Here is a 25,454-nt window from a genome sequence, read left to right on the forward strand (position 1 = left end):
CCCGCACCCCCGCTCGCAACACCCGAGACCCGTCGAGAAGCTGCGTTCCCGGCGCTGGGAACGCAGCAATTCGACGGGTCTGGGGCAACGCAGCGGGCCGTCGTCACATGGACGGGCCCGTATGCGGGCGACCGTATGATGGTCGCGGCGAATCCCGCCGACGCAATCCACCCGGGAGTACCAGCACCGTGAGCCTGATCGTGCAGAAGTACGGCGGGTCGTCCGTCGCCGACGCGCAGAGCATCAAGCGCGTGGCGAAGCGCATCGTCGAGACGCGCAAGGCCGGCAACGACGTGGTCGTCGCCGTGTCCGCGATGGGCGACACGACCGACGAGCTGATCGACCTCGCCAACGAGGTCACGCCGATCCAGGCGCCGCGCGAGCTCGACATGCTGCTCACGGCCGGGGAGCGCATCTCGATGGCGCTGCTCGCCATGGCGATCAAGGCGATGGGCTACGACGCCCGCTCGTTCACCGGCAGCCAGGCCGGCATGATCACGGATGCCACGCACGGCGCCGCCCGCATCGTCGACGTCACCCCGGTGCGCCTGCGCGAGGCCCTCGACGAGGGCTCGATCGTCATCGTCGCCGGCTTCCAGGGCTTCAGCCGCGACACCAAGGACATCACGACCCTCGGCCGCGGCGGCTCCGACACGACCGCCGTCGCGCTCGCCGCAGCGCTCAGCGCCGACGTCTGCGAGATCTACACCGACGTCGACGGCATCTTCACGTCCGACCCCCGGGTCGTGCCGCTCGCCCGCAAGATCGACCGCATCACGAGCGAGGAGATGCTCGAGCTCGCGGCATCCGGCGCCAAGGTCCTGCACATCCGCGCGGTCGAGTACGCGCGCCGCCACGGCGTGACCCTGCACGTCCGGTCGTCGTTCAGCAACAACGAGGGCACCATCGTCTACGACCCGACGAGCCTGCCCGAAGGGGAAACCATGGAACAGCCCATCATCTCCGGCGTCGCCACCGACCTGAGCGAGGCCAAGATCACCGTCGTCGGCGTGCCCGACGTGCCCGGCGCCGCCGCGAAGATCTTCCGCATCGTCGCGAAGACGAACGCCAACGTCGACATGATCGTGCAGAACGTCTCGGCCGCCGCGACCGGCCGCACCGACATCTCGTTCACGCTGCCCAAGCCCGAGGGCCAGGGGCGCTCACCGCGCTGCGCAACGAGCAGGACGAGCTCGGCTTCGAGAGCCTGCAGTACGACGACCAGATCGGCAAGCTCGCGCTCGTCGGCGCCGGCATGCGCACCAACTCGGGCGTCTCGGCGAAGCTCTTCGAGGCGCTCTACGAGACCGGCATCAACATCGAGATGATCTCCACCAGCGAGATCCGCGTGTCGGTCGTCACGCGCGCCGACATGGTGAACGAGGCGGCCCGCGCGGTGCACACCGCGTTCGGGCTCGACAGCGACATCGAGGCCGTCGTCTACGCCGGCACGGGCCGCTAGGCCATCGACACGAGGACAATGGGAGCCATGGCAGCAAGCAACGCAGTGCACATCGGCGTCGTCGGCGCGACCGGCCAGGTCGGCAAGGTCGTGCGACGACTGCTCGAGGAGCGCGACTTCCCCGTCGCGTCGATCCGCTACTTCGCCTCGGCGCGGTCGGCGGGCACGACCCTGCCGTTCCGCGGTGAGGACATCGTGGTCGAGGACGCCGCGACGGCGGACCCGACCGGCCTCGACATCGCCATCTTCTCGGCCGGCGCGACCCTCTCGAAGGCGCAGGCGCCGCGGTTCGCCGAGGCCGGCGTGACGGTCATCGACAACTCGTCGGGCTGGCGCATGGACCCCGACGTGCCGCTCGTCGTCAGCGAGGTCAACCCGCACGCCATCGACGAGGCGCGCAAGGGCATCATCGCGAACCCGAACTGCACCACCATGGCCGCGATGCCGGTCATGAAGGCGCTGCACGAGGCCGCGGGCCTCGAGCGCATGGTCGTCTCGACCTACCAGGCGGTCTCGGGCGCGGGGCTCGCGGGCGGCGAGGAGCTGCTGGAGCAGGCGAAGGCCGCGATCGAGCAGGACACCCTCGGCCTCGTGCACGACGGCGCCGCCGTGACCATGCCCGAGCCGGTGAAGTTCCCGAAGCCGATCGCGTTCGACGTGGTGCCCCTCGCCGGCTCGATCGTCGACGACGGCGACGAGGAGACCGACGAGGAGAAGAAGCTCCGCAACGAGAGCCGCAAGATCCTCGAGCTGCCGGGCCTGCGCGTCGCGGGCACCTGCGTGCGCGTGCCGGTCTTCACCGGGCACTCGCTCTCGATCGCGGCCGAGTTCGCCAACCCCATCACGCCCGACCGTGCCCGTGAACTGCTGGCGGATGCCCCTGGCGTGGCGCTCTCCGACGTGCCGACGCCGCTCGAGGCGGCCGGCAATGACCCGTCGTACGTGGGCCGCATCCGCCAGGACCAGTCCGCGGTCGACGGCAAGGGCCTGCTGCTGTTCATCTCGAACGACAACCTGCGCAAGGGCGCGGCGCTGAACGCGGTGCAGATCGCGGAGCTCGTCGCGGCGCGGCAGGCGGTTCCCGCCGGCGCCTGAGTCGCTGGGGCGGGCGGGCGCCCGGCCTCAGTCGGCGTCGGGGTGGAGCATCCGCCCCGCGATCTCGTGGTGCGCGAGCCTGCGCAAGGCGAGCACGACGGGCTCGTAGAGCGCGGTGCCGAGCACGGTGTACTCGATGGATGCCGCGGGGTCGTCGCCGGGCAGCCGGTCGAGGTCGTACCGCGCGATGTCGTGCAGCGAACGCGCGTACGCCTCGAGGCGCTCGTCGCTCATCGGCAGTCCGGCGTCGGATGCTGCGGCCAGCGCCTGCTCGAGCTGCGCCATGCCCGCGTAGGTCGGATGCACCCGCCAGCGGAGCCGCTCCATGGCCTCGCGCGCGAGCGGGTAGGGGTCGGCGTCGCCGGGATCGGGTGCGGTCGTGGCCGGGGGAGCGCTGACACGGCGCATCCGAGTGTCTCGTAGAGGTCGTCGCCCGGGTCGTCGACGAGCTCGAGGATGGTGCGGGCCTGCTGGAGGCTGAGCCCCACCGTGCCGGTGAGCGCGCGGACCAGCCGCACCCGGCGCACGTGCGTCGCGTCGTAGTCGGCCTGCGTCGCCCCGCGTGCCTCGCCCGCGTGCAGCAGCCCCTCGCGCAGGTAGTACTTGAGCGTCGCGACGGGCACGCCCGTGGTCGCGCCGAGCTCGGAAATACGCATGCATCCCCTTGTGTTGGGTAGTGGAAGTATCCAATACTGGATACCACCACTATCCAACCATGTCGGGAGTCGTCATGTCCTCCGAAACGCTGCTGCTCGCGGGAATCCTCCTGCTCGCGCTCGTCACCGTCGAGTCCGGCGGGTACTTCCTCACCCGGGTCGTGCGGGGCCACGCGCCCGCGAACGACCTCCAGAGGGGTTCTTCCGCGCCGGTCACGCGCACGCGGCCGTGCTGCTCGTGCTCTCGCTCGCGATCCTCGCGATGATCGACGCGGCGCCCTACGAGGGCCTCCTCGCGTGGTTCGCCCGCACCGCGGTGCCGATCGCGGCCATCCTCATGCCCGCCGGGTTCTTCCTCTCGGTCACCGGACGCGACCCGGCCAAGCCGAACGGCCTCATCTGGCTGCTCTGGGCCGGCGCGATCGTGCTGACGGCGGGCCTCGTCACCGCCGGGGTCGGGTTGATCCTCGCGGCGGTCGCCGCGTGAGACGGGCGGGTGCCGCCGACGGGCGCCGCCCGGGGGCATCCGCTCGATTCGGGCACGGGGCCCGCGCTCATTAGACTGTGCGTCGTGCAATCCGAGGAGACCGTCGACGTCGTGCTGATCGGCGGGGGCATCATGAGTGCCACCCTCGCCACGCTCATCCGGGAGCTGCAGCCCGACTGGTCGATCCTCGTGCTCGAGCGCCTCGGCAAGGTCGCGCAGGAGAGCTCGAACCCGTGGAACAACGCGGGCACCGGCCACGCCGCGCTCTGCGAGCTGAACTACATGCCCGAGCAGGCCGACGGCACGGTCGACCCGGCCAAGGCCGTCAGCATCAACGAGCAGTTCCAGGTCAGCCGCCAGCTCTGGGCCCACCTGGTCGGCACGCGTGCGCTGCCCGAGCCGTCGAAGTTCATCAACCCCACCCCGCACATGACCTTCGTGCACGGTGCCGCGAACGTCGAGTACCTGCGCCGGCGCTACGAGGTGCTGAAGGACGAGCCGCTGTTCGCGGGCATCGAGTTCACCGACGACATCGACGTCATCGCCGAGTGGGCGCCGCTGCTGGCCAAGAAGCGCAACCCGCGCCAGAAGGTCGCCGCGACGCGCATCGTCTCGGGCACCGACGTCGACTTCGGCGAGCTGACCAAGCTGCTGTTCGCGCACGTCGAGTCGCACGGCGCGACCATCCGCCTGAACCACGAGGTGCAGGGCATCAAGCGCCGCAAGGACGGCTCGTGGCGCCTCAAGGTGCGCCACACGGTCGGCAACAACCCGCACGTCGTGAACGCGAAGTTCGTCTTCGTCGGCGCCGGCGGCGGTGCGCTGCCGCTGCTGCAGCAGTCCGGCATCCCCGAGATCCGCGGCTACGGCGGGTTCCCCATCTCCGGGCAGTTCCTGCGCACCCGCAACCCCAAGATCGTCGCGCAGCACGACGCCAAGGTGTACGGCAAGGCCGCGGTCGGCGCCCCGCCGATGTCGGTGCCGCATCTGGACACGCGCGTGGTCGACGGCGAGGCATCCGTCATGTTCGGCCCCTACGCGGGGTTCACGCCCAAGTTCCTCAAGCGCTCGACCTGGTTCGACCTGCCGTTCTCGGTGCGCTGGCACAACCTCGGCACCATGCTCCAGGTCGCGTTCCGCAACTTCGACCTCGTGAAGTACCTCCTCGGCGAGCTCCTGGCGAACCGCGAGCAGAAGATGGACGCGCTGCGCGTCTTCATGCCCACCGCGAAGTCGCGCGACTGGGAGCTCATCACCGCCGGCCAGCGCGTGCAGGTCATGAAGCACGACCCCGAGAAGGGCGGCGTGCTCCAGTTCGGCACCGAGGTCATCACGGGCGCCGACGGCACGATCGCCGGGCTGCTGGGTGCATCGCCGGGTGCCTCGACGGCCGCGCCGATCATGTTCGACGTGCTCAAGAAGTGCTTCCCCGAGCGGTGGGATGCCTGGGAGCCGATGATCCTCGTCATGGTGCCGAGCTTCGGCTCGCGCCTCTCCGACGACCCGAAGAAGGCCAAGGCCTCGCTCGCGCGCACAGCGAAGGCGCTGCAGCTCCCCGCATAGTCCGCGCGTCGCTGTGGGCGTGCTACAGTCGCCTCCGTCATGAAGTGAGCACGCCACGACCGTCCCGCGCCTGAGGCGCCGTCGACGCGTGGTGTGCGCTCCACTCGCTGATCGCTGATCGCTGATCGCGGTTCGACGGTCGCGCGCCACCCTCGACGGCACGTGCCCGGCGGGAATCCTCGCTCCCGGGCCCACGCTCCGGGACCTCGCCGGAGGGGTCTCGCATGACCGTACGCATCCACCATTCCGACCACCTGCGCGCCGACGGCCTGTCGGTCGCCTTCGCCGACCGGCGGGTGTTCGCCGACGTCTCCCTCTCGGTCGCCCCGGGCGCCCGCATCGGCCTCATCGGCGAGAACGGGGCCGGCAAGTCGACGCTGCTGCGACTGCTGCGCGGCGGGGCGGATGCCTCGGGGAGCGGCACTGCCGACGGCATCGTCACCCGGCCGGCCCGCACCGGGCTGCTGCTCCAGGAGGTGCCGTTCGCGCCCGACCAGCCGATCGACGCGGTGCTCGAGGACGCGCTCGCCCAGGTGCGCGCCATCGAGCACGAGCTGGAGGCGGCGGCCGCGGCGCTCGCCGACGGGTCGGCCGCACCCGCGGGCTCCCGCGCGTCCGACCCGGCATCCCGCTACGCCGGCGCCCTGGCGGCGGCCGAGCGCGCCGACGTCTGGAGTGCAGGGTCGCGCCGTGACGCGCTGCTCGATGGGCTCGGGCTCGCCGGCGTGCCGCGCGATCGTCGCCTCGGGAGCATCTCGGGCGGCCAGCGCAGCCGGCTCGCGCTCGCCGCCCTGCTGCTCGCCCGGCCCGACGCCCTGCTTCTCGACGAGCCCACGAACCACCTCGACGACGATGCAACCGGGTTCCTCGCCGCGCAGCTGCGCGCGTGGCACGGACCGGTGCTGTTCGCCAGCCACGATCGCGCGTTCCTCGACGAGGTCGCCACGGGCCTCGTCGACCTCGACCCGACGGTCGGGCCCACCGGCAGCAGTGGGGCCCGCGCCTTCGGCGACGGCTTCAGCGCGTACCTCGACGTGCGCGCCGCCGACCGCGCACGGTGGGAGCGGCGGTTCGCCGACGAGCAGGCCGAGCGGATCCGCCTGCGCGCCGTCGTCGCCGAGACGTCGGGGCGGGTGCACCGCGACCGGCCGCGTCGCGACAACGACAAGTTCGTGGGGCACTTCCTCGGAGCGAGACAGGATGTCGCGGTCGCCCGACGCATCCGCGACGCCGAGGGGCGGCTCCGCGACCTGGAGCGCGATGCAGTGCGCCGGCCGCCGTCGCCGCTCGCGTTCACCGGCATCCTCGGTGGGGCGCACGCGCCAGCGTCATCGGGGCCGCTGCTCCAGGCCGACAGGGTCGGTGTCGACGCGCGGCTCGACGCCACGTCGCTGTCGCTCGCCGCCGACGCGCGACTGCTCCTCACCGGCGGCAACGGCTCGGGCAAGTCGACGCTGCTCGGGCTGCTCGCCGGTCGCATCGCGCCCGACCGGGGCACGGTGCAGCGTCGTCGCGGGCTTCGTCTCGGGCTGCTGGAGCAGGACGTGCGGTTCGCCGACCCTGCGGCCTCGCCCCGCACGATCTACGAGGTCACGCTCGGCGAGCGTCGCGCCGAGCAGGTGCCGCTCGCCTCGCTCGGCCTGCTGCGTCCGCGTGACGAGTCGCGCCCGATCGGCGCGCTCTCGGTCGGCCAGCAGCGCCGGCTCGCGCTCGCCTTGGTGCTCGCCCGGCCGCCGCACGCGCTCCTGCTCGACGAGCCCACGAACCATCTCTCGCTCGCCCTCGCGACCGAGCTCGAGGACGCGCTCGGCACGTTCCCGGGCGCGGTGGTGGTCGCGAGCCACGACCGGTGGCTCCGGAGGCGCTGGACGGGGGAGCGGCTGCACCTGACGAGTGGGCGCGTGGCGGAGGCATCCGCCTGACCCTTCCGGCCCGCAGTGTGACGTGCGGCGCGTCCGGCTGGCGTTCGGATCGAACATGTGTTCGAATGTCGGCATGCGCTGGAACGGTCAGGAACTCGGGGTCGAGGATGCCGCGGCGCTGCCCGGCCTCGGCAGGCTCGACGGGTTCGTGCGCAGCGTGCAGACCCCCGAGTTCGCCGGCATCACCTTCCACGAGGTGCTCGCGAAGTCGGCGTTGAACAAGGTGCCGGGCCCGAGCCGCATGCCCTTCGGCTGGACCATCAACCCCTACCGCGGCTGCAGCCATGCCTGCGCCTACTGCCTGCATCCTGAGACACTGATCCTGATGGCGGATGGTCGACACAAGCCGCTCTCGTCGATCCGCATCGGCGATCGCCTCATCGGCACCGAGCGCCGCGGCGCTTATCGGCGGTACGTGGAGACCACCGTTTCTGCCGTCTGGTCGACCAGGAAGCGCGCCCATCGCGTGCGATTGGCCGATGGTACCGAGGTGATCGGCAGCGCCGACCACCGCTTCTTGACCGACCGCGGCTGGAAGTTCATCCGCCCGCCAGAGTCTGGGCAGCGCCCGCACCTGACGACGAACAACCGCCTGCAGGGCTTCGGTCTCGGCGTCGCGCGAACGCACCACGGCGGCGAGGACTATCGCCGCGGGTACCTCTGCGGCATGATCCGGGGCGACGCGATGATGCTCCGTCGCGAGTACTCGCGGACTGGCGGAAAGGGAAGCTTCGTCGCCAGCAGGTTCCGCCTCGCTCTTGCAGACGGCGAGGCTCTCGAGCGCTCCCGCACGTTCCTTGCCCGTGAAGGCATCGACACGGTGCAGCGGCCGTTCGCGGTGGGGTCGGCCAGCCGCCGCCCGATGACGGCGATCTTCACCTCGAAGCGCGCCCACTACGACCGAATCCTCGACCTGATCGCCTGGCCCGCGGAGCCGTCCGACACGTGGCATCGAGGGTTCCTCGCCGGAGTCTTCGACGCCGAGGGCAGCTGCTCTCGAGGCATTCTGCGGATCTCCAACTCCGACGAGGCGATCCTCGAGGCGACCCGCCGAGGACTCGCCGTCCTCTCGCTCGACGCCGTCACGGAGCCCGCGCGCGAGAACGGCGTTCGTACCATCCGCCTCCGCGGGGGTCTCACGGCCCGCCGCCGGTTCTTCGACGAGGTGCGCCCCGCGATCACGCGCAAGCTCGACCTGGTGGGCGATGCGGTCACGACGCACGCCGACCTTCGCGTCGTCGGCATCGACGACCTCGGCGAGACCGTCGACATGATCGACATCACGACCGGCACCGGCGACTTCATCGCGAACGGGGTCGTCTCCCACAACTGCTTCGCCCGGCCGACGCACGAGTACCTCGACCTCGACGGCGGCGACGACTTCGACCGGCAGATCGTGGTGAAGGTCAACGTCGCCGACGTGCTGCGCAGGGAGCTCGGGCGGGCGAGCTGGCAGCGGCATCCGGTCGCCCTCGGCACCAACACCGACCCGTACCAGCGCGCGGAGGGTCGGTACGCGCTGATGCCGCGCATCATCGACGAGCTCACTGCGAGTCGTACGCCGTTCAGCATCCTCACCAAGGGAACGCTGCTGCGGCGTGACCTCGAGCGGTTGGCGGATGCCTCGCGGCACGTGAGCGTCGACATCGCGATGTCGATCGCGATCTACGACGACGCGTTGCAGCAGTCGGTCGAGCACGGCACGCCGACGGCTCCCGCGCGGCTCGCGACCGTGCGCGCCGTGCGCGAGGCGGGACTCGACTGCGGGGTGTTCCTGATGCCGATCCTGCCGTACCTGACCGACACGCGGGCGCATCTCGACGAGGCGCTGCGGCGCGCGAGCGAGGCGGGCGCGACGAGCGTGGTGCACACGGCGCTGCGCCTGAAGCCGGGCGTGAAGGAGTGGTACTTCGAGTGGCTCGCGCGCGATCACCCCGAGCTGCTGCCGAAGTACCGGGCGATGTATCCGGGCCGGGTGGCCGACGCGCCGAAGGACTACCGGCGCTGGCTCGCGGCGCGCATACGGCCGCTCATGCGCGCCCACGGGCTCGCCCGCGGCGAGGAGAGCCCGGTCACCGGCGGCCCGGCGCACAACGCGCCGCAGAGTAGCACCGCGTCGGCCCTGTGGGAACCCGATGTGCGCGGGGGTTCGGTACCGCCTACGCTGTTCTGAACCCACCCGAATGCGGTCCGGATGCTCCCCCAGGGCAGACGCCGCGCAGATCCGACCGGAACACATGATCGATCGCGTCCCGGCCGCCGAACCCGTGTTCGCGCGCGCCGTCAGTTCGGCCTCCCTCGCCGCATCCGCCGCGTGCGTGGGCATCATGATCGTCATCGCCGCGCTGTCCGCCGTGTTCCGCTCCGGCGAATGGGCGCAGGTCGCCGTCGCCGCCGTCGGGTGGTTCCTCGCACTCGGCGTGGCGGTCGCGCTCGTCGCCGCGCGCCCCAGCACCGGTCACCGGGTGGTACTGCTCGTCGTCGGTGCGACCGTCGTGTTCGCGTCGACCGAGGCCGTCATGACGCTCGACACCGCGATGACCGACACCAACACGCTGCGCACGGCGCTCCCGGGCGTCGCCACGTTCCTCGCGCTCGGCGCGATGCGCCGACCGGCCGCATCGATCGCGTGGATCACCGCCGGCTACCTCGTCACGGGCGGTGCGGTGTTCGCCGCGGCGCGCGTCGGCGGGCACGAGTTCGCGGTGAACATCGGCACGGTCGCGGTCTTCGCGGTCGTCATCGCGCTCCGGGTGCTGCAGCTCGTCGTCGCGGTGCGGCGGCCCGCGGCGACCGACGCGTCGCGGCGCACGCGAGCCGAGCAGGCCGTCACCCGGCTGCACGAGCGCTGCCTCGACGGCCTCGCCCTCGTCGCCGAGAACCCGCCCGGCCGCCTGGCGCGCCGTACCCGTGCCCGCATCGCCGCATCGGGCACGGGCCCGCACTGGCCGACGTCCGCACCGACCGCCGCCGCGGCGGACCCGGCCGGCGGTCGGCTCGCGTGGGCCCTCCTGTGCGGAGGGGCGCTCCTGGCCCTCGTGATCGCCGCCGTGGTCACCGCGGGCCACGGCGACGAGATCCGCCTGCCGAGCGCGGCCGCGCTCGCGTTCGTGCTCCTGGCCGCAGCGTGGGCGGTCGCCATCGCCGGCGCCGCCCGCCGCGGGCGCATCGCACCGGAACGCTACGCGCTCGCGGTGGCGCTCGCCATGGCGGCTGCGGTCGCCGAGAACGTGAGCACGCTCGGGGCGAACAGGCTCTTCTACGACGACTTCGGCACGGCGCTCGCCGGCCTGCTCATCGTGCTGCTCGCGCCGTTCGCGTCGTGGCGCACGGCGACCGCGGTCGGCGCCGTCGCCGTGGTGGCGGCCTCCGCGCTCGCGGTCGGCTCCGCCGCGTTCGTGGACATCGTGGCGCCGCTGCCGACGTTCTCGGTCGTGGCGGCGGCTCCGGTCCTCGTCGCCGTGGCGGCGGCCATCGCGTTCTCGTCCACGTTCGCGCGCATGGTTCGGGCGCGCGACCACGAACTCCTCGCCACCGAGTTCGCGCGTCGCCGGGAGGCGCGCGGCCGCGAACGGGGCGCACCCGCGTCCGTCGGCGCCGGTGACTGCGCCGATCGCATCGACGTGCTCGAGGCCGAAGCGCTGCCACTGCTGGGGCGCGTCGCCGGGACCGGCGAACTCACGCCGGGCCAGGTCGACCGTGCCCGTCGCCTGGCCGCGCGCCTGCGCGTGGCATCCGCATGTCGATCGGATGCCACCTGGCTCTCCGATCTCGCACGGCTCGCGAGCGGCGAATCCGGGCGCATCCGCGTCGCCGACGACTGCGGCCTCGCCGACCGGCTCGACGAGACGCAGCGCGACAGCCTCGCCTCGCTCCTCGAGTCGCTTGCCCGGCTCTCGCGCCGCGGATCCGTGCGCGTGCACGTCGTCGCCCCGGAGCCGGGGGAGTGGACGCTGACCGTGCAGGCGCCGCGACCGGTCGACCCGGAGGCGACCTCGCGGGTCGTGGAGCCGATGGTGCAGGCCCTTCGCGGCGCCTACGATCGGGCCGCGCTGATCGCCGACCCCGACGGCCTGCGCGTGGTGCTGCGCCACTGCGAGATCCCGGAGCGCACCGGTCCGCTGCGGCAGGTGGCGACGGCTGCGCCCGTCGCGCCGGCATTGGCGCACGTGGCGCCCGAACTGCGATAATCGGGCCCACGCACCTGCCGGACCCGCCGGCGATCCACCCGATGCCGCGCCGGACCGTCGCGTGCGGCGCACACGGAGACATCCCATGTCCATCGGCATCCCGCGCGAGCAGGTCGCTGAGGTGTTCGGGCGGGCGCTGACGGTGAGCATGCGGTGGGGGCGTACGCCGCGCTGGGCGCCGCATGGACGATGGCGCTGCTGTCGGCGCTCCTTTCCGGCGCGGCGGGGGCGTGGGCTTCGGTCGGCGTGCTCACCGGCCTGGCCGCGACGCTCGCGCTCGTGGTGGCGCGACCGTCGGTCTGGACGAGCGTGCTGCACCTGGTCGTGGGCGGCATCGCGACCTACGTCGTCGCCGTGCTCGTGCTCGCCGACTTCCCGCTGCCCGACTTCGCGAGCACCATGATGGTCGCGGTGCCGTGGATCGTCATCATCCTCTCGGGCACGCCCCGCCCCCGCTCGGCGGTCGCGGCCTGGTGGGCGGCGCTGGCCTACGTCGTCGGGCTCGTGTCCCTCGCGGCGGCGACCACGGTCGTCGGCCTGCCCTGGAGCCTCAACGTGCCCGCGACCGTGGCCCTGGCGCTCGTGCTGACCGTTCGCGTCTACGACGCCCGCAACCTCCGGTCGGGTCGGCGCGAGGCGGCGGGCCTCCACCGCGCGCAGCGACGCGTCCGCGAGATCGAGATCCGCCGCGAGTTCGAGTCGCGCGCGACGGAACGGCTCCACGACACCGCGCTCAACCACCTGCTCGCGTTGGGCGGCCGCGGTTCCGGGCCGCTCGATCCGGCACTGCGATCCGCGATCCTGCACGACCTGGAACTGATCGTCGGCCGCGACTGGAGCGAGGAGGCGCGTGAGCCCGGCCGCTCGGTGCTGCAGTCTGCGGTCTCGATCGCGCAGCGGCACGGGCTCGACGTGCGGGTCTCCGGCACCCCGGAGGCGATCGACCGGCTGCACCCGGAGGCGATGGCGGCGCTGCGCGATGCGATCACCCAGTGCCTGGTCAATGTCGCCGACCACTCCGGCGCGCACGAGGCGGAGGTGTCGGTCGCGACCGACGGTTCCGAGCTGACCGTGGCCGTCGTCGACGACGGCAGCGGGTTCGACCCGGAGGCCGTGCCGGAGGACCGCCTCGGCATCCGCGCCTCCGTGCGCGGACGCATCGAGCGGGTCGGCGGCGAGGTGCAGCTCTGGTCGACGCCGGGCGTCGGCACCACGGTACTGCTCGCCGTTCCGGAGGCGACACGGTGAGGGGCGCGCGCCTGCGGCTCACCCAGCAGTCGGTCGACCCCGTCGCATCCGTCGCGACCTGGGGCATCGCGATCCTGCACGCGAGCCTCGCCGTCGTGGGGATCGTCGCGGTGGTCCTCATGCATCTCGACGAGATCGTCGCCCCGGTGCTGTCGGCGATGTCGATCGGGTTCACCGCGGCGGCGGCGGCCGGCGTGATCGTCTGGACCTCGCCGCGCATGGCGCCCATGTCGAACGAGCGGCTGTGGGTCGTCATGGCGCTCGCGATCGGCGCGGCGATCGCCGAGAGTGCGAGCACCGCCGGGGCGAACCGGCTCCTCTCCGACGACGTCGGGCCCATGGTCGTCGGGCTCATGCTCATCGCGCTCGCGCCGTACTGCACCTGGCAGTCGCTGCTGACCGCGTGCGGCGTGTCCGCAGGCATCCTCGGCATCCTGACCCTCGAGTCGGGCCAGTACTCGAGCATCGAGGCGTCGCCGCCGGTCTTCATGGTCGTGGCGGCGCTGCCGGTGCTGGTGCTGGGCGCCGCCGCAGCCGGGTACTCGCGCGCGGTCGTGGCCGAGGTGCTCGCGTTCGACCGCAGCGCCGCGGTCGCGGTGCTCGCACGCGACCGGGAGGTGCGCGCCGGCATCGCGCGGTCGGTGCAGGAGGGCCGGGTCACGGTGCTCGGTCGCGACGTGCTGCCGCTGCTCGCCGAGGTGACCGCGACCGGCAACGTCACGCCCGCGCAGGCCGACCGTGCTCGCGAGCTGGCGCACCAGCTCCGCTCCGCGCTGGTCGCAGGGGCGGATGCCACCTGGCTCGACGACCTCGTCGGGTACGAGCTCGGCCGCGGCTCGACGCGCATCAGCGTGGACGACCCGCACGGCGCGGCCTCCCGGCTGCCCGAGCCGCAGCGGGCGACGGTGGCCGCGGTGGTCGCCTGGCTCGCGGGCGGGCAGGTGGCGAGCCATTCGCTCGAGCTGCGGGTCCAGGACGAGGACTCCGGATGCCTCATCGCGGCGACGGCGACCGGCCTGCCGGCCCGAGCCGGACTCCGGGCCGACGCCGACAACCTGCTCGCCGTCGCGCGCATGAACTTCGACCGCGCCCAGATGCAGGTGCGCGACGACTCGATCCACCTGGAGCTGGCGTATGCGGGCTGATCCCGGAGACGAGGGCCGACCCGTTCCGCGGGCGACGATCGCGGTGCTCGACGACCACCAGATCGTGCTCGACGGGCTCGTCGCCTGGGTGGAGCGCAACGCACCCGACCTCGAGGTGGCGGTGCGTGCGACGACCTGGCTCGAGCTCGTGCGCTCGCCGCGGTTCCCCGTCGACCTGGTCGTCATGGACTTCCAGCTCGCCGAGCCCGTGTCGATCGAGTCGCGCGTCCGTGCCTGCCGGGCGGCCGGAGCCGCGGTGATCGTCGTCAGCGCGCTCGACTCCCGCGAGGCGCGCGACCGCGCGATCGCCGCCGGCGCGGCCGCGTTCGTCGCCAAGTCGGCGAGCGGGACCCTCGTGCTCGAGGTGGCCCGGCTCGTGCTCGCGCGTCGTCGCGGGGCCACGTCGGCCGTGGTCGCACCCGCGGCCGGCCGCGCGGGCGAGGCGACCTTCGCGCCGTGGCTCGGCGTCGACGAGGCGCACGGCACGGCGTCCGACGATCCCGCGCCGCCGCCCGCGCCGGCGCTCAGCAGCTCGGAGCTCACCGCCGTGCGCCTCTACGTCGGCGGGCGCTCCACCGCCGAGACCGCCGACGCGATGGGCGTGAGCTATGAGACGGTGAAGACGTACCTGCGGCGGGTGCGCGAGAAGTACGCGCGCCAGGGCCGCCCCGCGAGTCGCAAGAGCGACCTCACCCGCCGCGTGGCGGAGGACGGACTCCTCGAGTAGATGGCGAAGCTGTACTTCCGCTACGGCGCGATGAACTCCGGCAAGAGCACCGCGCTGCTCCAGGCCGCCTTCAACTACGAGGAGCGCGGGCACCGCGTGCTGCTCGCGAAGCCGGCCGTCGACACGAAGGGCGCCGAGCACATCGTCTCGCGCCTCGGCGTCACCCGTGAGGTCGACTTCGTGTTCGCGCCCGACGCCGACGCGTTCGCGTTGTTCGAGCACCACCGCGCCGCATCCGTGGCCCGTGGCGGCCACGACGTGAGCTGCCTCCTCGTCGACGAGGCGCAGTTCCTCACGTCGCGCCAGGTCGACGACCTGCTGCGCGTCGCCCTGCTCGACGACGTGCCCGTGCTCGCCTACGGCATCCGCACCGACTTCCAGACCGTCGCGTTCCCCGGCAGCCGGCGCCTCCTCGAGGTCGCGCACAGCCTCGAGGAGCTCAAGACGATCTGCCGCTGCGGGCGGAAGGCCATCTTCAACGGCCGCCTCGTCGACGGGCGCTACGTCTTCGACGGCGACCAGGTCGCGATCGACGGCGTCGAGGTGACGTACGAGTCGCTGTGCGGCGTCTGCTACCTGCAGGAGTCCGGCGGGGTGCTCGACGGCGCCTGAAGCCGGGGGTTGTGCGACCATGGCTCCCATGCGCGAAGCCCCGGTCCGGCACGAGACCGTCCCGGCGCGCTTCGCCGAGGGGCGCCGTATCGACGGCGTCGACGCGGCGCGGGGCATCGCCCTGGTGGGCATGTTCATCGCGCACCTCGCCCCCGCAGCGGCCACGGGGACGCTCGAGGCGACCCTTCTGAGTGTCGCGGACGAACGGCCCCGGCTGCTGTTCGCGCTCGCCGCGGGCATCGGACTGGGCCTGCTGACGGGCGGGGTGCGCCCGACCGACCCGTCCGACCGCGCCGAGCAGCGCCGCCAGCTGGCCGTCCGGGCAGCGCTCCTGCTGCTGCTCGGCCTGCTGCTCATGTACGTGCTGCAGCCGCTGGCGTCGGTGATCCTCGACGAGTACGGCATCGCGTTCCTGCTGCTGCTCCCGCTCCTCTTCCTGCCCCGATCGGTCCTGCTGGGGCTGGGCGCGGGACTCCTGGTGATCGCGCCCGGCCTCGCGGTCGCGCTCAGTGCGACCGACGCGGTGCAGGACGCGCGGCGCGGCCGCACCTTCCTGCTCACGGATTGGTTCATCGCCGGGTCGTACCCGGTGATCATCTGGGTGCCGGTGATGCTGGTCGGACTCGCGGTCGCCCGCTACGGGCTGCAGCGTCCGGCCACGGTCGCGATCACGGGGCTGGTCGCGCTGGCGACGGTGGTCGTCTACCTCCCGGGCAACGCGCTGCTCGACGCCGGCGCAGGAACCGCGGCCGACGCGTTGGGCACCTCGCTCGTGACCGTGGCGAACGTGGGGGCGGGCCTCGCGCTCACCGCGGCGCTCGTCGCCGTCACGCAGTGGGGCACGGATGCCACGACGCGCGTGGCCCGCATCCTGCTGTCCCCCCTGTCGGCGATGGGTGCGATGCCGCTGACCATCTACACGGCGCACATCGTCGTCATCTCGCAGGCGATCCGCATCGAGGGCGGGGTGCCCGACGACGACTCCTGGGGGCTCCTCGCCTTCACCGTCCTCGGCTCGATGGCGTTCGCGCTCGCCTGGCGGGCGTGGGTCGGTCGGGGCCCGCTCGAAGCCCTCTTCCGCTGGATCAGCGGCCGCGATCGCCCGGCCGCGTGAGCGATGTGCGCGCGGCCCTCGCGTAGGAGAGAATTGAAGCCGCTCTAGAGGAGGAACATTGAGAATCTCGGTGATCGGCTGCGGCTACCTGGGCGCGGTGCACGCGTCCGCGATGGCGGAGCTCGGACACGATGTGATCGGCATCGACGTCGACGAGGCGAAGATCGCCAGGCTCGCCGCCGGGGCTCCGCCGTTCTACGAGCCCGGGCTCCCCGAGATCCTGACCTCCGCGACGGCGAGCGGCCGGCTGCGCTTCAGCACCGACTCCGCCGCCGCCGCCGATGCCGACGTGCACTTCATCGCCGTGGGCACGCCCCAGGTCCAGGGCGGCCACGCTGCCGACCTCACCTACGTCGACGCGGCGGTCGACGGGCTCATCCCGCACCTGAAGCCGGGCAGTCTCGTGGTCGGCAAGAGCACGGTGCCCGTCGGCACGGCCGCACGACTCGCCGAGAAGGTCGCCGCGGGCAGCGAGGCGAGCCTCGCGTGGAACCCGGAGTTCCTGCGCGAGGGCTTCGCGGTGGAGGACACCATCCGTCCCGACCGCCTCGTCTACGGCGTGGCCGACCAGCGCGCTGCGGACCTCCTCGACGAGGTCTACGCCCAGGCGCTCGAGGCGGGCACGCCGCGCATCACGACCGACTTCGCCACCGCGGAGCTGGTCAAGGTGTCTGCCAACGCCTTCCTCGCCACCAAGATCAGCTTCATCAACGCGATGGCCGAGATCGCCGAGTCGACCGGGGCCGACGTCACCGCGCTGGCAGACGCGATCGGCCACGACGCGCGCATCGGCCGTCGCTTCCTGAACGCCGGCGTCGGGTTCGGGGGCGGATGCCTCCCGAAGGACATCCGCGCGTTCAGCGCGCGCGCCGAGGAACTCGGCCGCGGCGAGTCGGTGGCGTTCCTCAAGGAGGTCGACGCGATCAACCTGCGTCGCCGCCAGCGCGTCGTCGACCTCGCGGTCGAGGCGCTCGATGGCCGTATCCACACCGCGAAGATCGCGGTGCTCGGGGTCACGTTCAAGCCCGACTCCGACGACGTGCGCGACTCGCCCGCGCTCGACGTCGCGGTGCAGCTGAAGGGGCTCGGCGCCGACGTCGTCGCGACCGACCCGCAGGGCATCGAGAACGCCCGCGCGAGGCATCCGCAGCTCGAGTACGCGGACTCGACCGATGACGCGCTGCGCGACGCCGACCTGGTCGTGCTCGTCACCGAATGGCGCGAGTACCGCGACCTCGACCCCGAGTCGGTGGCCGCGCTCGTGGCCTCGCCGGTGATCATCGACGGCCGCAACGTGCTCTCGCCGGCCGACTGGCGCGACGCCGGCTTCGCCTACCACGGCATGGGTCGCCCCTGAGCCGCCGCACCGCTCCGTAACGGTTCGGATTACACTGGCCCCAGAACAGGGGTATTCTCGTGCGCCCGCGACGCGTGCGTGCGACGATTGCAGAACCCGCGCGCACGAGCCGAGCCCGAACCTCGGCGACGTTCGACGTCTCGCGCGCGGTCCGTGCCGAGAGCGGGAGGAGTCGGTCGCGTGACGACGACGAACCAGCGACTGGGGGCGGCGAGCCGCCTCGAGCGCTGGCAGCGCGACTACGCGGCACGGCTCTTCGCGACCGACCTCGTCGTCATCGTCGCCGCGGTGTTCGGCTCCCAGTTCCTGCGTTTCGGTGAGAACGCGGCCGCCCAGCGCATCGCCGAGCAGTCGATCAGCTACACGCTCGTGTCTCTGGTGCTCATCACGGTGTGGATGGTCTCGCTCGACCTGTTCGCGACCCGCGACCACACGATCATCGGGGCCGGCTCGACCGAGTACCGGCGGCTGGTCGACGCGACCATCCGCGTGTTCGGCATCCTGGCGATCGTCGCCTTCCTCGCGCAGTCGCAGATCGGTCGCGGCTACGTGCTGATCGCGCTGCCCGGTGGCCTGCTCCTGCTGCTCGCGAGCCGGTGGGCCTGGCGCCAGTGGCTGGTGCGGCGACGTGCAGCGGGCCGTTACAGCCGGCGCGTGCTGCTGGTGGGGGAGCGGGCGAAGGCCGCCCACGTCGCACAGCAGATGGGCCGTGCACCCACCGGCGGGTTCCGCATCGTCGGCGCGGTCACCGACCACGGATCGGTCGACCACGACCTGGGCGAGGGCATCCCGGTGCTCGGCGGGTTCGCGAACGTGCTCGACGCGCTCGAGGAGTCCGACGCGGACACCGTCATCTACGCCGGCTCCGACCTCGTGCCCCCCGAGCAGCTGCGCGAACTCGGCTGGGACCTCGAGGAGCGGCAGGTCAGCCTGGTCATGGCGCCCGCGCTGGTCGACGTCGCCGGTCCGCGCATCCACGCCACGCCGGTCGCGGGGCTCCCGCTCATCCACGTCGACTACCCGCGCTTCGTCGGCCGGAAGTACGCGACGAAACGCGTCTTCGACCTCGTCGTCGCATCGCTCGCGCTGCTCCTGCTGAGCCCGGTCTTCCTCGTGCTCACCGTGCTGGTGCGACGCGACAGCGCCGGCCCGGCCTTCTTCGCGCAGGAGCGCGTGGGCCTCAACGGCACGACCTTCCGCATGCTCAAGTTCCGCTCGATGGTCGACGACGCCGAGGGGCAGCTGCCGGGGCTGCTCGACAAGTCCGACGGCAACGACGTGCTGTTCAAGCTGCGCTCCGACCCCCGGGTCACGCGCGTCGGCGCCGTGCTGCGGCGGTACAGCCTCGACGAGCTCCCGCAGCTCGTGAACGTCATCCGCGGCGAGATGTCGCTCGTCGGGCCGCGCCCCCGCTCCCGCGCGAGGTCGAGCGCTACGGGCGCGCCGCCGAACGGCGCCTGCTCGTGCGCCCCGGCATCACCGGGCTCTGGCAGGTGAGCGGTCGTTCCGACCTGTCGTGGTCGGACAGCCTGCGGCTCGACCTGTTCTACGTCGAGAACTGGTCGCTGACGGGCGACGTCATCGTGCTCGCCCGCACCGTGCGGGCGGTGCTGAGCTCGCGCGGCGCGTACTGAACAGCATCCGCTCCGTCCCCCGAACAGGGGAGGGGTCGTTCGGTGGATACACGGCCCAAGCGCAGCCATCAGGGCTACGATTGCGCTCGTGTCACTGAATCTCGACGAGGCGGAGGTTCCTCCTCGCAAGCGCACCGGCCTGCGCGTCACGCTCATCACGCTGGGGGCGATCCTCGGCGTGATCGCCATCGGCATCGCCGTCGTCGCGATCTACCTCGGCACCATCGCCCGCACCTGGGACGAGCAGACTGCGAAGCTCGCGGAGGAGGACACGTTCCCCGAGGAGTCGTTGCGTCCGCCGATCATCGAGGACGGCGACGCCGCGAACGCCGTCAACATCCTGCTGCTCGGCTCCGACACCCGTGACGCCGTCGGCGACGACATCTCCGACCTGCCGGGCGGCCAGCGCTCCGACACGATCATGGTCGTCAACATCTCGGGCGACCGCGAGAACGTCACCGTCATGTCGATCCTGCGCGACAGCTGGGTGGAGGTGCCCGGCCACGGTCCCGCGAAGATCAACGCGGCGCTCTCGTGGGGCGGCGTGCCGCTCACCGTGCAGGTCGTCGAGGGACTCATCGGCGCCCGTATCGACGACGTCGCGATCGTCGATGCGGAGAGCTTCAAGGGCCTCACCGACGCGCTCGGCGGCGTCGACATCAACAACCCCATCGCGTTCCAGTCCACGCACATGGACCACTTCTTCCCGCAGGGCATGCAGCACCTCGACGGCGAGCTCGCGATGGCGTACGCGCGCGAGCGCAAGGCCTACGCCGACGGCGACTACCAGCGCGTGCGCAACCAGCAGCTGTTCCTCAGCTCGGTCATGGACACGGCGCTGAGTGCCGACACCGCCCTCAACCCGGGCCGCGTCGCCGACATCGTGGGTGCCGTCTCCCCGTTCGTCACGGTGAGCGAGGGGCTGAACGCGGTCGCGGTCGGCGGGCTGGCGCTCGAGATGACGTCGATCCGCAAGGACGACATCACGTTCTTCACGATGCCGACGTCGGGCATCGGCGTCTCGGCCGACGGCCAGTCGATCGTGCTGGTCGACGAGGCGCGCATCCCCGAGATGCAGGAGGCGTGGGCCGACGACGACGTCGCCGAGTTCGCCGAGCTGGTCAAGTCGGGCGGCTGACGCCCTTCAGTCCGATTCGGGGCGAGCGGATGCCGCGTGGCGGGCCTCGACCCGGTCGAGCACGAGCCCGAGCACGCAGCCGATCGCGACCCCGATCGAGTTCGAGACGACGTCGCGGACGTCGCCGGTGCGCTCCGGGAGGAACTCCCGCTGGAACAGCTCGGCGGAGATGCTGACGACCATGCCGCAGGCGAGGGCGACCACGAGGTGCACCCACGGGTTCCGCAGGACCCGAAGCCGGCTCAGCACCCACCAGAGGATGAGTCCGAGCGGCAGGAACAGCAGCACGTTCGAGACGACCTCGATCGCGATGAGCGTGGTCCGCGAACCGACCCCGACGCTGAGCATGGCGTCGAGCAGGAAGACGAAGCGGGTGCCGCGGTCGCCCTCCACGGGGTACGGCCAGCCGAGGGTCGTCACGAGCAGTGCGAGGTAGGCCACGACCAGCACGGCCGTGAGCCACGGCCGCCGGCGGAACCACCCCACGCGCACAGCCTAGGCGCAGCGCCGCGTCCGGGGAAACGACGAGACCCCCTCCGCAGAGGGGGTCTCGATTCGGTCGGGGTGACAGGATTTGAACCTGCGACCTCTTCGTCCCGAACGAAGCGCGCTACCAAGCTGCGCCACACCCCGATTGGCCCTGAGGCCTCAACAAGGATAGCCGATAATCCGAGTGCTCCCGACCACGTGGCGGCTCCGCGCTACGGCGCCGGCACCAGCGTCAGCAGCGTCGCCTCCGGCGGGCACGCGAATCGCACCGGCGCGGTGATGGCGGTGCCGAGTCCCGCGGAGACGTTGAGGTACGCCGTGTGCAGTCCGTGTCCCCAGAGGCTCAGTCCGCGCGCCTGCGAGCGCGGGATGTCGCAGTTGGTCACGAGGGCGCCGTACCCGGGCACGCGCACCTGGCCGCCGTGGGTGTGGCCGGCGAGGATCAGCTGTGCGCCGTGGTTGACGAACGAGCCGAGCACGCGGCGGTACGGGGCGTGGGTCACGCCGATCGTCACAGTCGGACGATCTGGGGTGTCGTCGTCGTCCGACCACGAGTCGTCGCCCCAGGGGTCGCCCTCGCGCAGCTCGTCGATCGCCGCGGTGATCAGGTCGAGCCGGTCGTATCCCTTGTGGGCGTCGTCGACGCCGAAGAACTCGAGGTGGGTGCCCCGCAGCTCCATGGCGGCGGCGGCGTTGTCCAGGTCGATCCAGCCCAGCTCGTCGAAGAACGCGTGCAGGGCATCGATGTCGAGCCGAGCGGCGCGGGGACCCCCGACCCGCGACGGGCCGGCGAAGTACCGGAACGGGTTCTTGAGGGTCGGGCCGAAGTAGTCGTTCGATCCGTTGACGAAGACGCCCGGTATTCCGGCGAAGGGCTCGAAGGCCCGGCGGATGCCCTCGAGGCCGCGCGCGTGGCCCAGGTTGTCCCCGGTGTCGACCACGAGGTCGGGCTGGAGGGCGGCGAGGCTGCGCACCCACTCCTGCTTCTCGCGCTGCCAGGGTGCCATGTGCAGGTCGGAGACGTGCAGCACGCGCAACGGCTCGGCTCCGGCGGGGAGCACGGGCACCGTGACCTCGCGCAGGGTCCACCGGGTGCGTTCGACGAGCGAACCGTACGCGAACGCGGCGAGGCCGGCCGCACCGACGAGGGTCAATGCGGCCGGGACTCCGCTGCGTCGGGGAGCGGTCACCCGCCGCCGCCGCCGTTGGTGCCGTTCCCGTTGCCGGTCCCGCCGCCGTCGTCGTCACCGGGTCCGGTGTCGACGAAGCGGCCGATCACGATCGTCACGCGCGACCCCTGGCGGGCGTTCTCGCCCCCACTCGGATCCTGCGAGATCACGACGCCGTCCTGCGAGGGATCGGACACGTCCTCCTCGCGCACGCGCACGTTGTAGCCGTTGAGCTGGTCGCGCGCCGCGTCCTCGGTCATGCCGACGACATTCGGCACGGCGCCGACGTTGCCGTTCGACACGTTGACCGTGATCATCGTGCCGCGGCCGGCCTGGCCCTCGGGGCTGATGCTCGAGACGCGGCCCTTGGGCTCGCTCGAGTCCTCCTCGACGCCCGCCTGGTAGACGAAGCCCGCCTCCTCGAGCGCGGCCTGCGCCGCCTCGGGGGTGAGGCCGATGACCTGCGGAATGTCGATCAGCACCTGCTTGAAGAACTCCGCGTTGGCCTCGGGGAACGCTTCGCCGCCGTACTTGGCGTCCGCGACCGTCATGATGTCCTTCCACATGCGGTGACGTGCGGTCGCGGCGGGGCCGGAATCCCAGTAGATGTTGCGCAGGGCGACCTGGCGGCCCGCCGGAGCGGTCACGTGCCCGACCCAGACGGCCGTGGCGACCTTCGTGCTCGCGCCGTTCATCCAGGTGTCCTTGGAATCGTCGGTCGTTCCGGTCTTGCCGATGTGCGGCACGCCCGAGTAGGTGTTCGACGCGACAGCCGTCCCGTCGCCCGTGAACGTCTCCTGCATCGCGTACTGCATCGCTGCGGCGACGTCCGCAGTGACCGACTGGGTGCACTGGGGCTCTGGCGAGTAGATCGCCTCGCCCTCGGCGTCGCGGATCTTCTTGATGGCGTTCGGCTCGCAGGTCAGCCCATTGTTCGCGATGCCTGCGTACGCCTCGGCCATCGTCAGCGGCGCGATCTCCTGGGTGCCGAGCACATCCGACGGGTTCATCTGCAGCGGGTTCCCGTCGGCACGGTGCACGCCGAACGCCTGCGCGGTCTCCTTGACCCCGCAGAGGTCGAGCTGCTGCGCCATGGCCACGAAGCTCGTGTTCACGGACCACTTGGTCGCGTTGACTGCATTGGTCGCGACGCGCCCGTCGTCGTTCTTCGGATCGAACGAGCCGACGAAGTTGCCGTCACACGTGTTGGTGAAGCTCGTGAACGCGCGGCGCTGGCCGTTGAACGACTCCAGCAGCGAGTGACCTTCGTTCAGCCACTCGGCGAGCGTGAACACCTTGTACGTCGATCCGGGCTGGAACCCGCTCGATCCGCCGTACTCGTAGTCGGTGTTGTAGTTCACTGCGGAGTACTGCGGGCCCTTCGCGAGCACGCTCGGGTCGTTCGAGAAGGTCTTGTTCTGGGTCATCGCCAAGATGTCACCCGTACCAGGCTGAACGCTCACCGCGGTCGAACCGACGTCGAATCGCGCATCGACGGACGGCACGTTTGCCTTCATCGTCGCCACTGCCGCGTTCTGGAGGCTCGTGTCGATGGTGGTGTAGATGTTCAGGCCCCCTTCTGGAGGAGCTGGAGGCCCTCGTTGACGTCCTCCGTCTCGGGATCGTCGAGCTTGTTCTTGATCTCCCAGGTCACGTAGTCGCAGAAGAACCCGAGGTCGCCCGCCGACTGGCATCCCGTGCTCGGCTCCGTGATGGTCGGTGCGACGGGCGTCTCGACCGCCTCGTCGTACTCGGCCTGCGTGATCTTCGAGTACTCGAGCATCTCGCCGAGGATGTAGTTGCGGCGGTCCATGTTCGCCGCGTACGGCACGGACTCACCGTCCGCGTTCACCGTCTCGGCACCGTTGGTCTCGCTGTCGGGGTAGTCTAGTCGGAACTTCTCGGGGTTGTTGACGATCGCGATCAGGCTCGCCGCCTCGGCGAGCGACAGGTCCTTCGAGGACTTGTCGAAGTAGTACTTCGCCGCCGACTCGATGCCGTAGACGCGGCCGCCGAAGTGCGCGATGTTCAGGTAGCCGAGCAGCACCTCGTCCTTCGAGAACTGCTTCTCGAGCGAGATCGCGTAGCGGATCTCCTTGAGCTTGCGCTCGGGGGTGGTCGCGGTCGCCTCCTGGTACGCGGCCTGCTCCTCCTCGGCGGTGGTCGCCTCGGCGATGCCCTGCTGGATGAGCACGTTCTTCACGTACTGCTGCGTGATCGAGGACCCGCCCTGCACGTCGCGGTTCAGCACGTAGGTGCTGACCGCACCTCGGATGGTGCCCTGCAGGTCGACGCCGCCGTGCTCGTAGAAGCGCGGGTCCTCACCGGAGATCGCGGCGTCCTTGACGTACTGGCTGATGTCGTCCCAGGCGACCTCCTCGCGGTTCTGGTCGAAGAACGAGGCGATGGGCCTCCACTCCTCGCCGTACTTGGCGTAGACGGTCGACTTCTGGGAGAGGTCGTCGATCTCGAGGTACCCGGGGAGGTTCTCGAACATGCTGATGGAGCTGTTCGCCGCCATGCCGGTCACGGCGAGGGCAGGGGTCACCGTGGCGGTCACGAGCACACCCGCGAGCGCGCTCAGGCCGAGGAGGCCGAGCACGCCTCCGGCGGCACCGCTCAGGGTACGTTTTTGGGCAGACATATAGTGGAGCCTAGCGGCGGAGGCTGGCAAACTGCTCCACCGACCCGCGCCTGCGGAAGACCCACGACGAAGGAGCGAGATGCCCGCCTGGGAGTACGTCACGACCCCCCTGCTCATCCACAACACGGCCGCGATCCTGAACAACTGGGGGCGCGACGGCTGGGAGCTCGTGCAGGTCGTATCGGGCCCCGAGGGCGGGCTCGTCGCCTACCTGAAGCGTCCCGTGGGCGGCGGCGACTCGCAGGCCGCATCGGCCGGTGCCGCAGCCGCCGCGGAGGCCGCGAAGCAGTTCGAGGGCGAGCAGTGACCGGAACCGTTGCCGCCCGGCTCGCCGAGCTCGGGCTCGAGCTCCCCGCGGTCGCGGCGCCCGTCGCGGCGTACGTGCCCGCCGTCGTGAGCGGAAACCTCGCGTTCACGTCGGGCCAGCTGCCGTTCGTCGACGGGGCGCTCCCCGAGACCGGCAAGGTCGGCACGGGGGAGGGGCAGGTCGATGCGGATGCCGCGAAGGGCTACGCCCGCACCTGCATCCTCAACGCGCTCGCGGCGGCCGAGTCGGTCATCGGCTCGCTCGACCGGATCACGCGCGTCGTGAAGGTCACCGGCTTCGTGGCATCCGACCCGTCGTTCACCGGGCAGCCGGGCGTCATCAACGGGGCGTCGGAGCTGTTGGGCGAGGTCTTCGGCGAGGCCGGTCGCCACGCGCGCTCGGCCGTGGGCGTGCCCGTGCTGCCGCTCGACTCACCGGTCGAGGTCGAACTCGTCGTCGAGTTCGCGTAGCGGCGCGAGCCGCGAGACGAGCGGG

20 protein-coding genes, 1 tRNA gene and 3 pseudogenes are annotated in these 25,454 nt (G+C 71.6%); 17 read left to right on the forward strand and 7 right to left on the reverse strand.

Features of this window, described 5'->3' with window-relative positions:
* The first annotated feature begins 188 nt into the window (after positions 1-188).
* Together QUE38_RS12955 and QUE38_RS12960 are read left to right on the forward strand one after the other, a co-directional pair.
* Positions 189-1,462: pseudogene (locus QUE38_RS12955) on the forward strand (aspartate kinase).
* A gap of 27 nt (positions 1,463-1,489) precedes the next feature.
* Positions 1,490-2,557, forward strand: a complete 1,068-nt coding sequence (locus QUE38_RS12960) for an aspartate-semialdehyde dehydrogenase (protein WP_286308699.1) — start codon at positions 1,490-1,492, stop codon at positions 2,555-2,557.
* Positions 2,558-2,584: 27 nt separating this feature from the next.
* On the opposite strand, the gene QUE38_RS12965 is transcribed toward QUE38_RS12960, so the two are convergent.
* Together QUE38_RS12965 and QUE38_RS17665 are read right to left on the reverse strand one after the other, a co-directional pair.
* Positions 2,585-2,965 carry a hypothetical protein gene (locus tag QUE38_RS12965; RefSeq protein ID WP_286308700.1) on the reverse strand — a complete coding sequence of 127 codons (381 nt, stop codon included), beginning with the start codon at positions 2,963-2,965 and terminating at the stop codon, positions 2,585-2,587.
* A 53-nt stretch (positions 2,966-3,018) separates the two neighbouring features.
* Positions 3,019-3,213 (reverse strand): annotated as a pseudogene (locus QUE38_RS17665) (MerR family transcriptional regulator); the annotation flags it as partial.
* A gap of 229 nt (positions 3,214-3,442) precedes the next feature.
* On the opposite strand from QUE38_RS17665, the gene QUE38_RS12970 reads away from it, so the two are divergent.
* From QUE38_RS12970 to QUE38_RS13030, 13 genes and pseudogenes are all read left to right on the forward strand, one after another.
* On the forward strand, positions 3,443-3,700 hold the full coding sequence (locus QUE38_RS12970; RefSeq protein ID WP_286308701.1) for a hypothetical protein: 258 nt from the start codon (positions 3,443-3,445) through the stop codon (positions 3,698-3,700).
* A 132-nt stretch (positions 3,701-3,832) separates the two neighbouring features.
* Positions 3,833-5,263 (forward strand): malate:quinone oxidoreductase, encoded by a 1,431-nt coding sequence (locus QUE38_RS12975; RefSeq protein ID WP_286311829.1) that lies wholly within the window; start codon positions 3,833-3,835, stop codon positions 5,261-5,263.
* Between the two features lie 224 nt (positions 5,264-5,487).
* On the forward strand, positions 5,488-7,185 hold the full coding sequence (locus QUE38_RS12980; protein ID WP_286308702.1) for an ABC-F family ATP-binding cassette domain-containing protein: 1,698 nt from the start codon (positions 5,488-5,490) through the stop codon (positions 7,183-7,185).
* A gap of 73 nt (positions 7,186-7,258) precedes the next feature.
* Entirely contained in the window at positions 7,259-9,358 is a 2,100-nt protein-coding gene (locus tag QUE38_RS12985; RefSeq protein ID WP_286308703.1) for an intein-containing Rv2578c family radical SAM protein, read from the forward strand.
* A gap of 64 nt (positions 9,359-9,422) precedes the next feature.
* Positions 9,423-11,375, forward strand: coding sequence for a hypothetical protein (locus QUE38_RS12990; protein ID WP_286308704.1), 1,953 nt, complete (start codon positions 9,423-9,425; stop codon positions 11,373-11,375).
* 153 nt (positions 11,376-11,528) lie between these two features.
* Positions 11,529-12,623 carry a sensor histidine kinase gene (locus QUE38_RS12995; RefSeq protein WP_286308705.1) on the forward strand — a complete coding sequence of 365 codons (1,095 nt, stop codon included), beginning with the start codon at positions 11,529-11,531 and terminating at the stop codon, positions 12,621-12,623.
* On the forward strand, positions 12,620-13,768 hold the full coding sequence (locus QUE38_RS13000) for a hypothetical protein (protein WP_286308706.1): 1,149 nt from the start codon (positions 12,620-12,622) through the stop codon (positions 13,766-13,768). The genes QUE38_RS12995 and QUE38_RS13000 overlap by 4 nt, the downstream gene beginning before the upstream one ends.
* Before the next feature lie 43 nt (positions 13,769-13,811).
* A complete protein-coding gene (locus tag QUE38_RS13005; RefSeq protein WP_286308707.1) occupies positions 13,812-14,495 on the forward strand; it encodes a helix-turn-helix transcriptional regulator in 684 nt (227 codons plus the stop codon).
* A complete protein-coding gene (locus QUE38_RS13010; RefSeq protein WP_286308708.1) occupies positions 14,496-15,107 on the forward strand; it encodes a thymidine kinase in 612 nt (203 codons plus the stop codon).
* Between the two features lie 28 nt (positions 15,108-15,135).
* Positions 15,136-16,221, forward strand: coding sequence for a heparan-alpha-glucosaminide N-acetyltransferase domain-containing protein (locus QUE38_RS13015; RefSeq protein WP_286308709.1), 1,086 nt, complete (start codon positions 15,136-15,138; stop codon positions 16,219-16,221).
* A gap of 58 nt (positions 16,222-16,279) precedes the next feature.
* Complete coding sequence (locus QUE38_RS13020) at positions 16,280-17,578, forward strand: UDP-glucose dehydrogenase family protein (protein ID WP_286308710.1); 1,299 nt, start codon at positions 16,280-16,282, stop codon at positions 17,576-17,578.
* Positions 17,579-17,866: 288 nt separating this feature from the next.
* A pseudogene (locus tag QUE38_RS13025) lies at positions 17,867-19,212 on the forward strand (sugar transferase).
* Between the two features lie 88 nt (positions 19,213-19,300).
* The gene (locus QUE38_RS13030; protein ID WP_286308711.1) at positions 19,301-20,350 is read left to right on the forward strand and encodes an LCP family protein; all 1,050 of its coding nucleotides are present in this window, start codon (positions 19,301-19,303) and stop codon (positions 20,348-20,350) included.
* Positions 20,351-20,356: 6 nt separating this feature from the next.
* On the opposite strand, the gene QUE38_RS13035 is transcribed toward QUE38_RS13030, so the two are convergent.
* From QUE38_RS13035 to QUE38_RS13055, 5 genes are all read right to left on the reverse strand, one after another.
* Positions 20,357-20,836, reverse strand: a complete 480-nt coding sequence (locus tag QUE38_RS13035) for a VanZ family protein (RefSeq protein ID WP_286308712.1) — start codon at positions 20,834-20,836, stop codon at positions 20,357-20,359.
* A 73-nt stretch (positions 20,837-20,909) separates the two neighbouring features.
* Positions 20,910-20,983 (reverse strand) — tRNA-Pro (locus QUE38_RS13040).
* Positions 20,984-21,051: 68 nt separating this feature from the next.
* A complete protein-coding gene (locus tag QUE38_RS13045; RefSeq protein ID WP_286308713.1) occupies positions 21,052-22,029 on the reverse strand; it encodes a metallophosphoesterase in 978 nt (325 codons plus the stop codon).
* Entirely contained in the window at positions 22,026-23,435 is a 1,410-nt protein-coding gene (locus QUE38_RS13050; RefSeq protein WP_286308714.1) for a PASTA domain-containing protein, read from the reverse strand. The genes QUE38_RS13045 and QUE38_RS13050 overlap by 4 nt, the downstream gene beginning before the upstream one ends.
* A gap of 140 nt (positions 23,436-23,575) precedes the next feature.
* On the reverse strand, positions 23,576-24,652 hold the full coding sequence (locus QUE38_RS13055; protein ID WP_286308715.1) for a transglycosylase domain-containing protein: 1,077 nt from the start codon (positions 24,650-24,652) through the stop codon (positions 23,576-23,578).
* A 79-nt stretch (positions 24,653-24,731) separates the two neighbouring features.
* Here QUE38_RS13055 and QUE38_RS13060 point away from each other — a divergent pair, with 79 nt between their 5' ends.
* A complete protein-coding gene (locus QUE38_RS13060) occupies positions 24,732-24,959 on the forward strand; it encodes a DUF4177 domain-containing protein (RefSeq protein ID WP_281882184.1) in 228 nt (75 codons plus the stop codon).
* On the forward strand, positions 24,956-25,429 hold the full coding sequence (locus QUE38_RS13065) for a RidA family protein (protein ID WP_286308716.1): 474 nt from the start codon (positions 24,956-24,958) through the stop codon (positions 25,427-25,429). Before QUE38_RS13060 ends, QUE38_RS13065 begins: the two co-directional genes overlap by 4 nt.
* Positions 25,430-25,454: the final 25 nt, after the last annotated feature.

Source organism: Agromyces mangrovi, assembly GCF_030296695.1.
In the GTDB taxonomy this organism is placed as follows: domain Bacteria; phylum Actinomycetota; class Actinomycetes; order Actinomycetales; family Microbacteriaceae; genus Agromyces; species Agromyces mangrovi.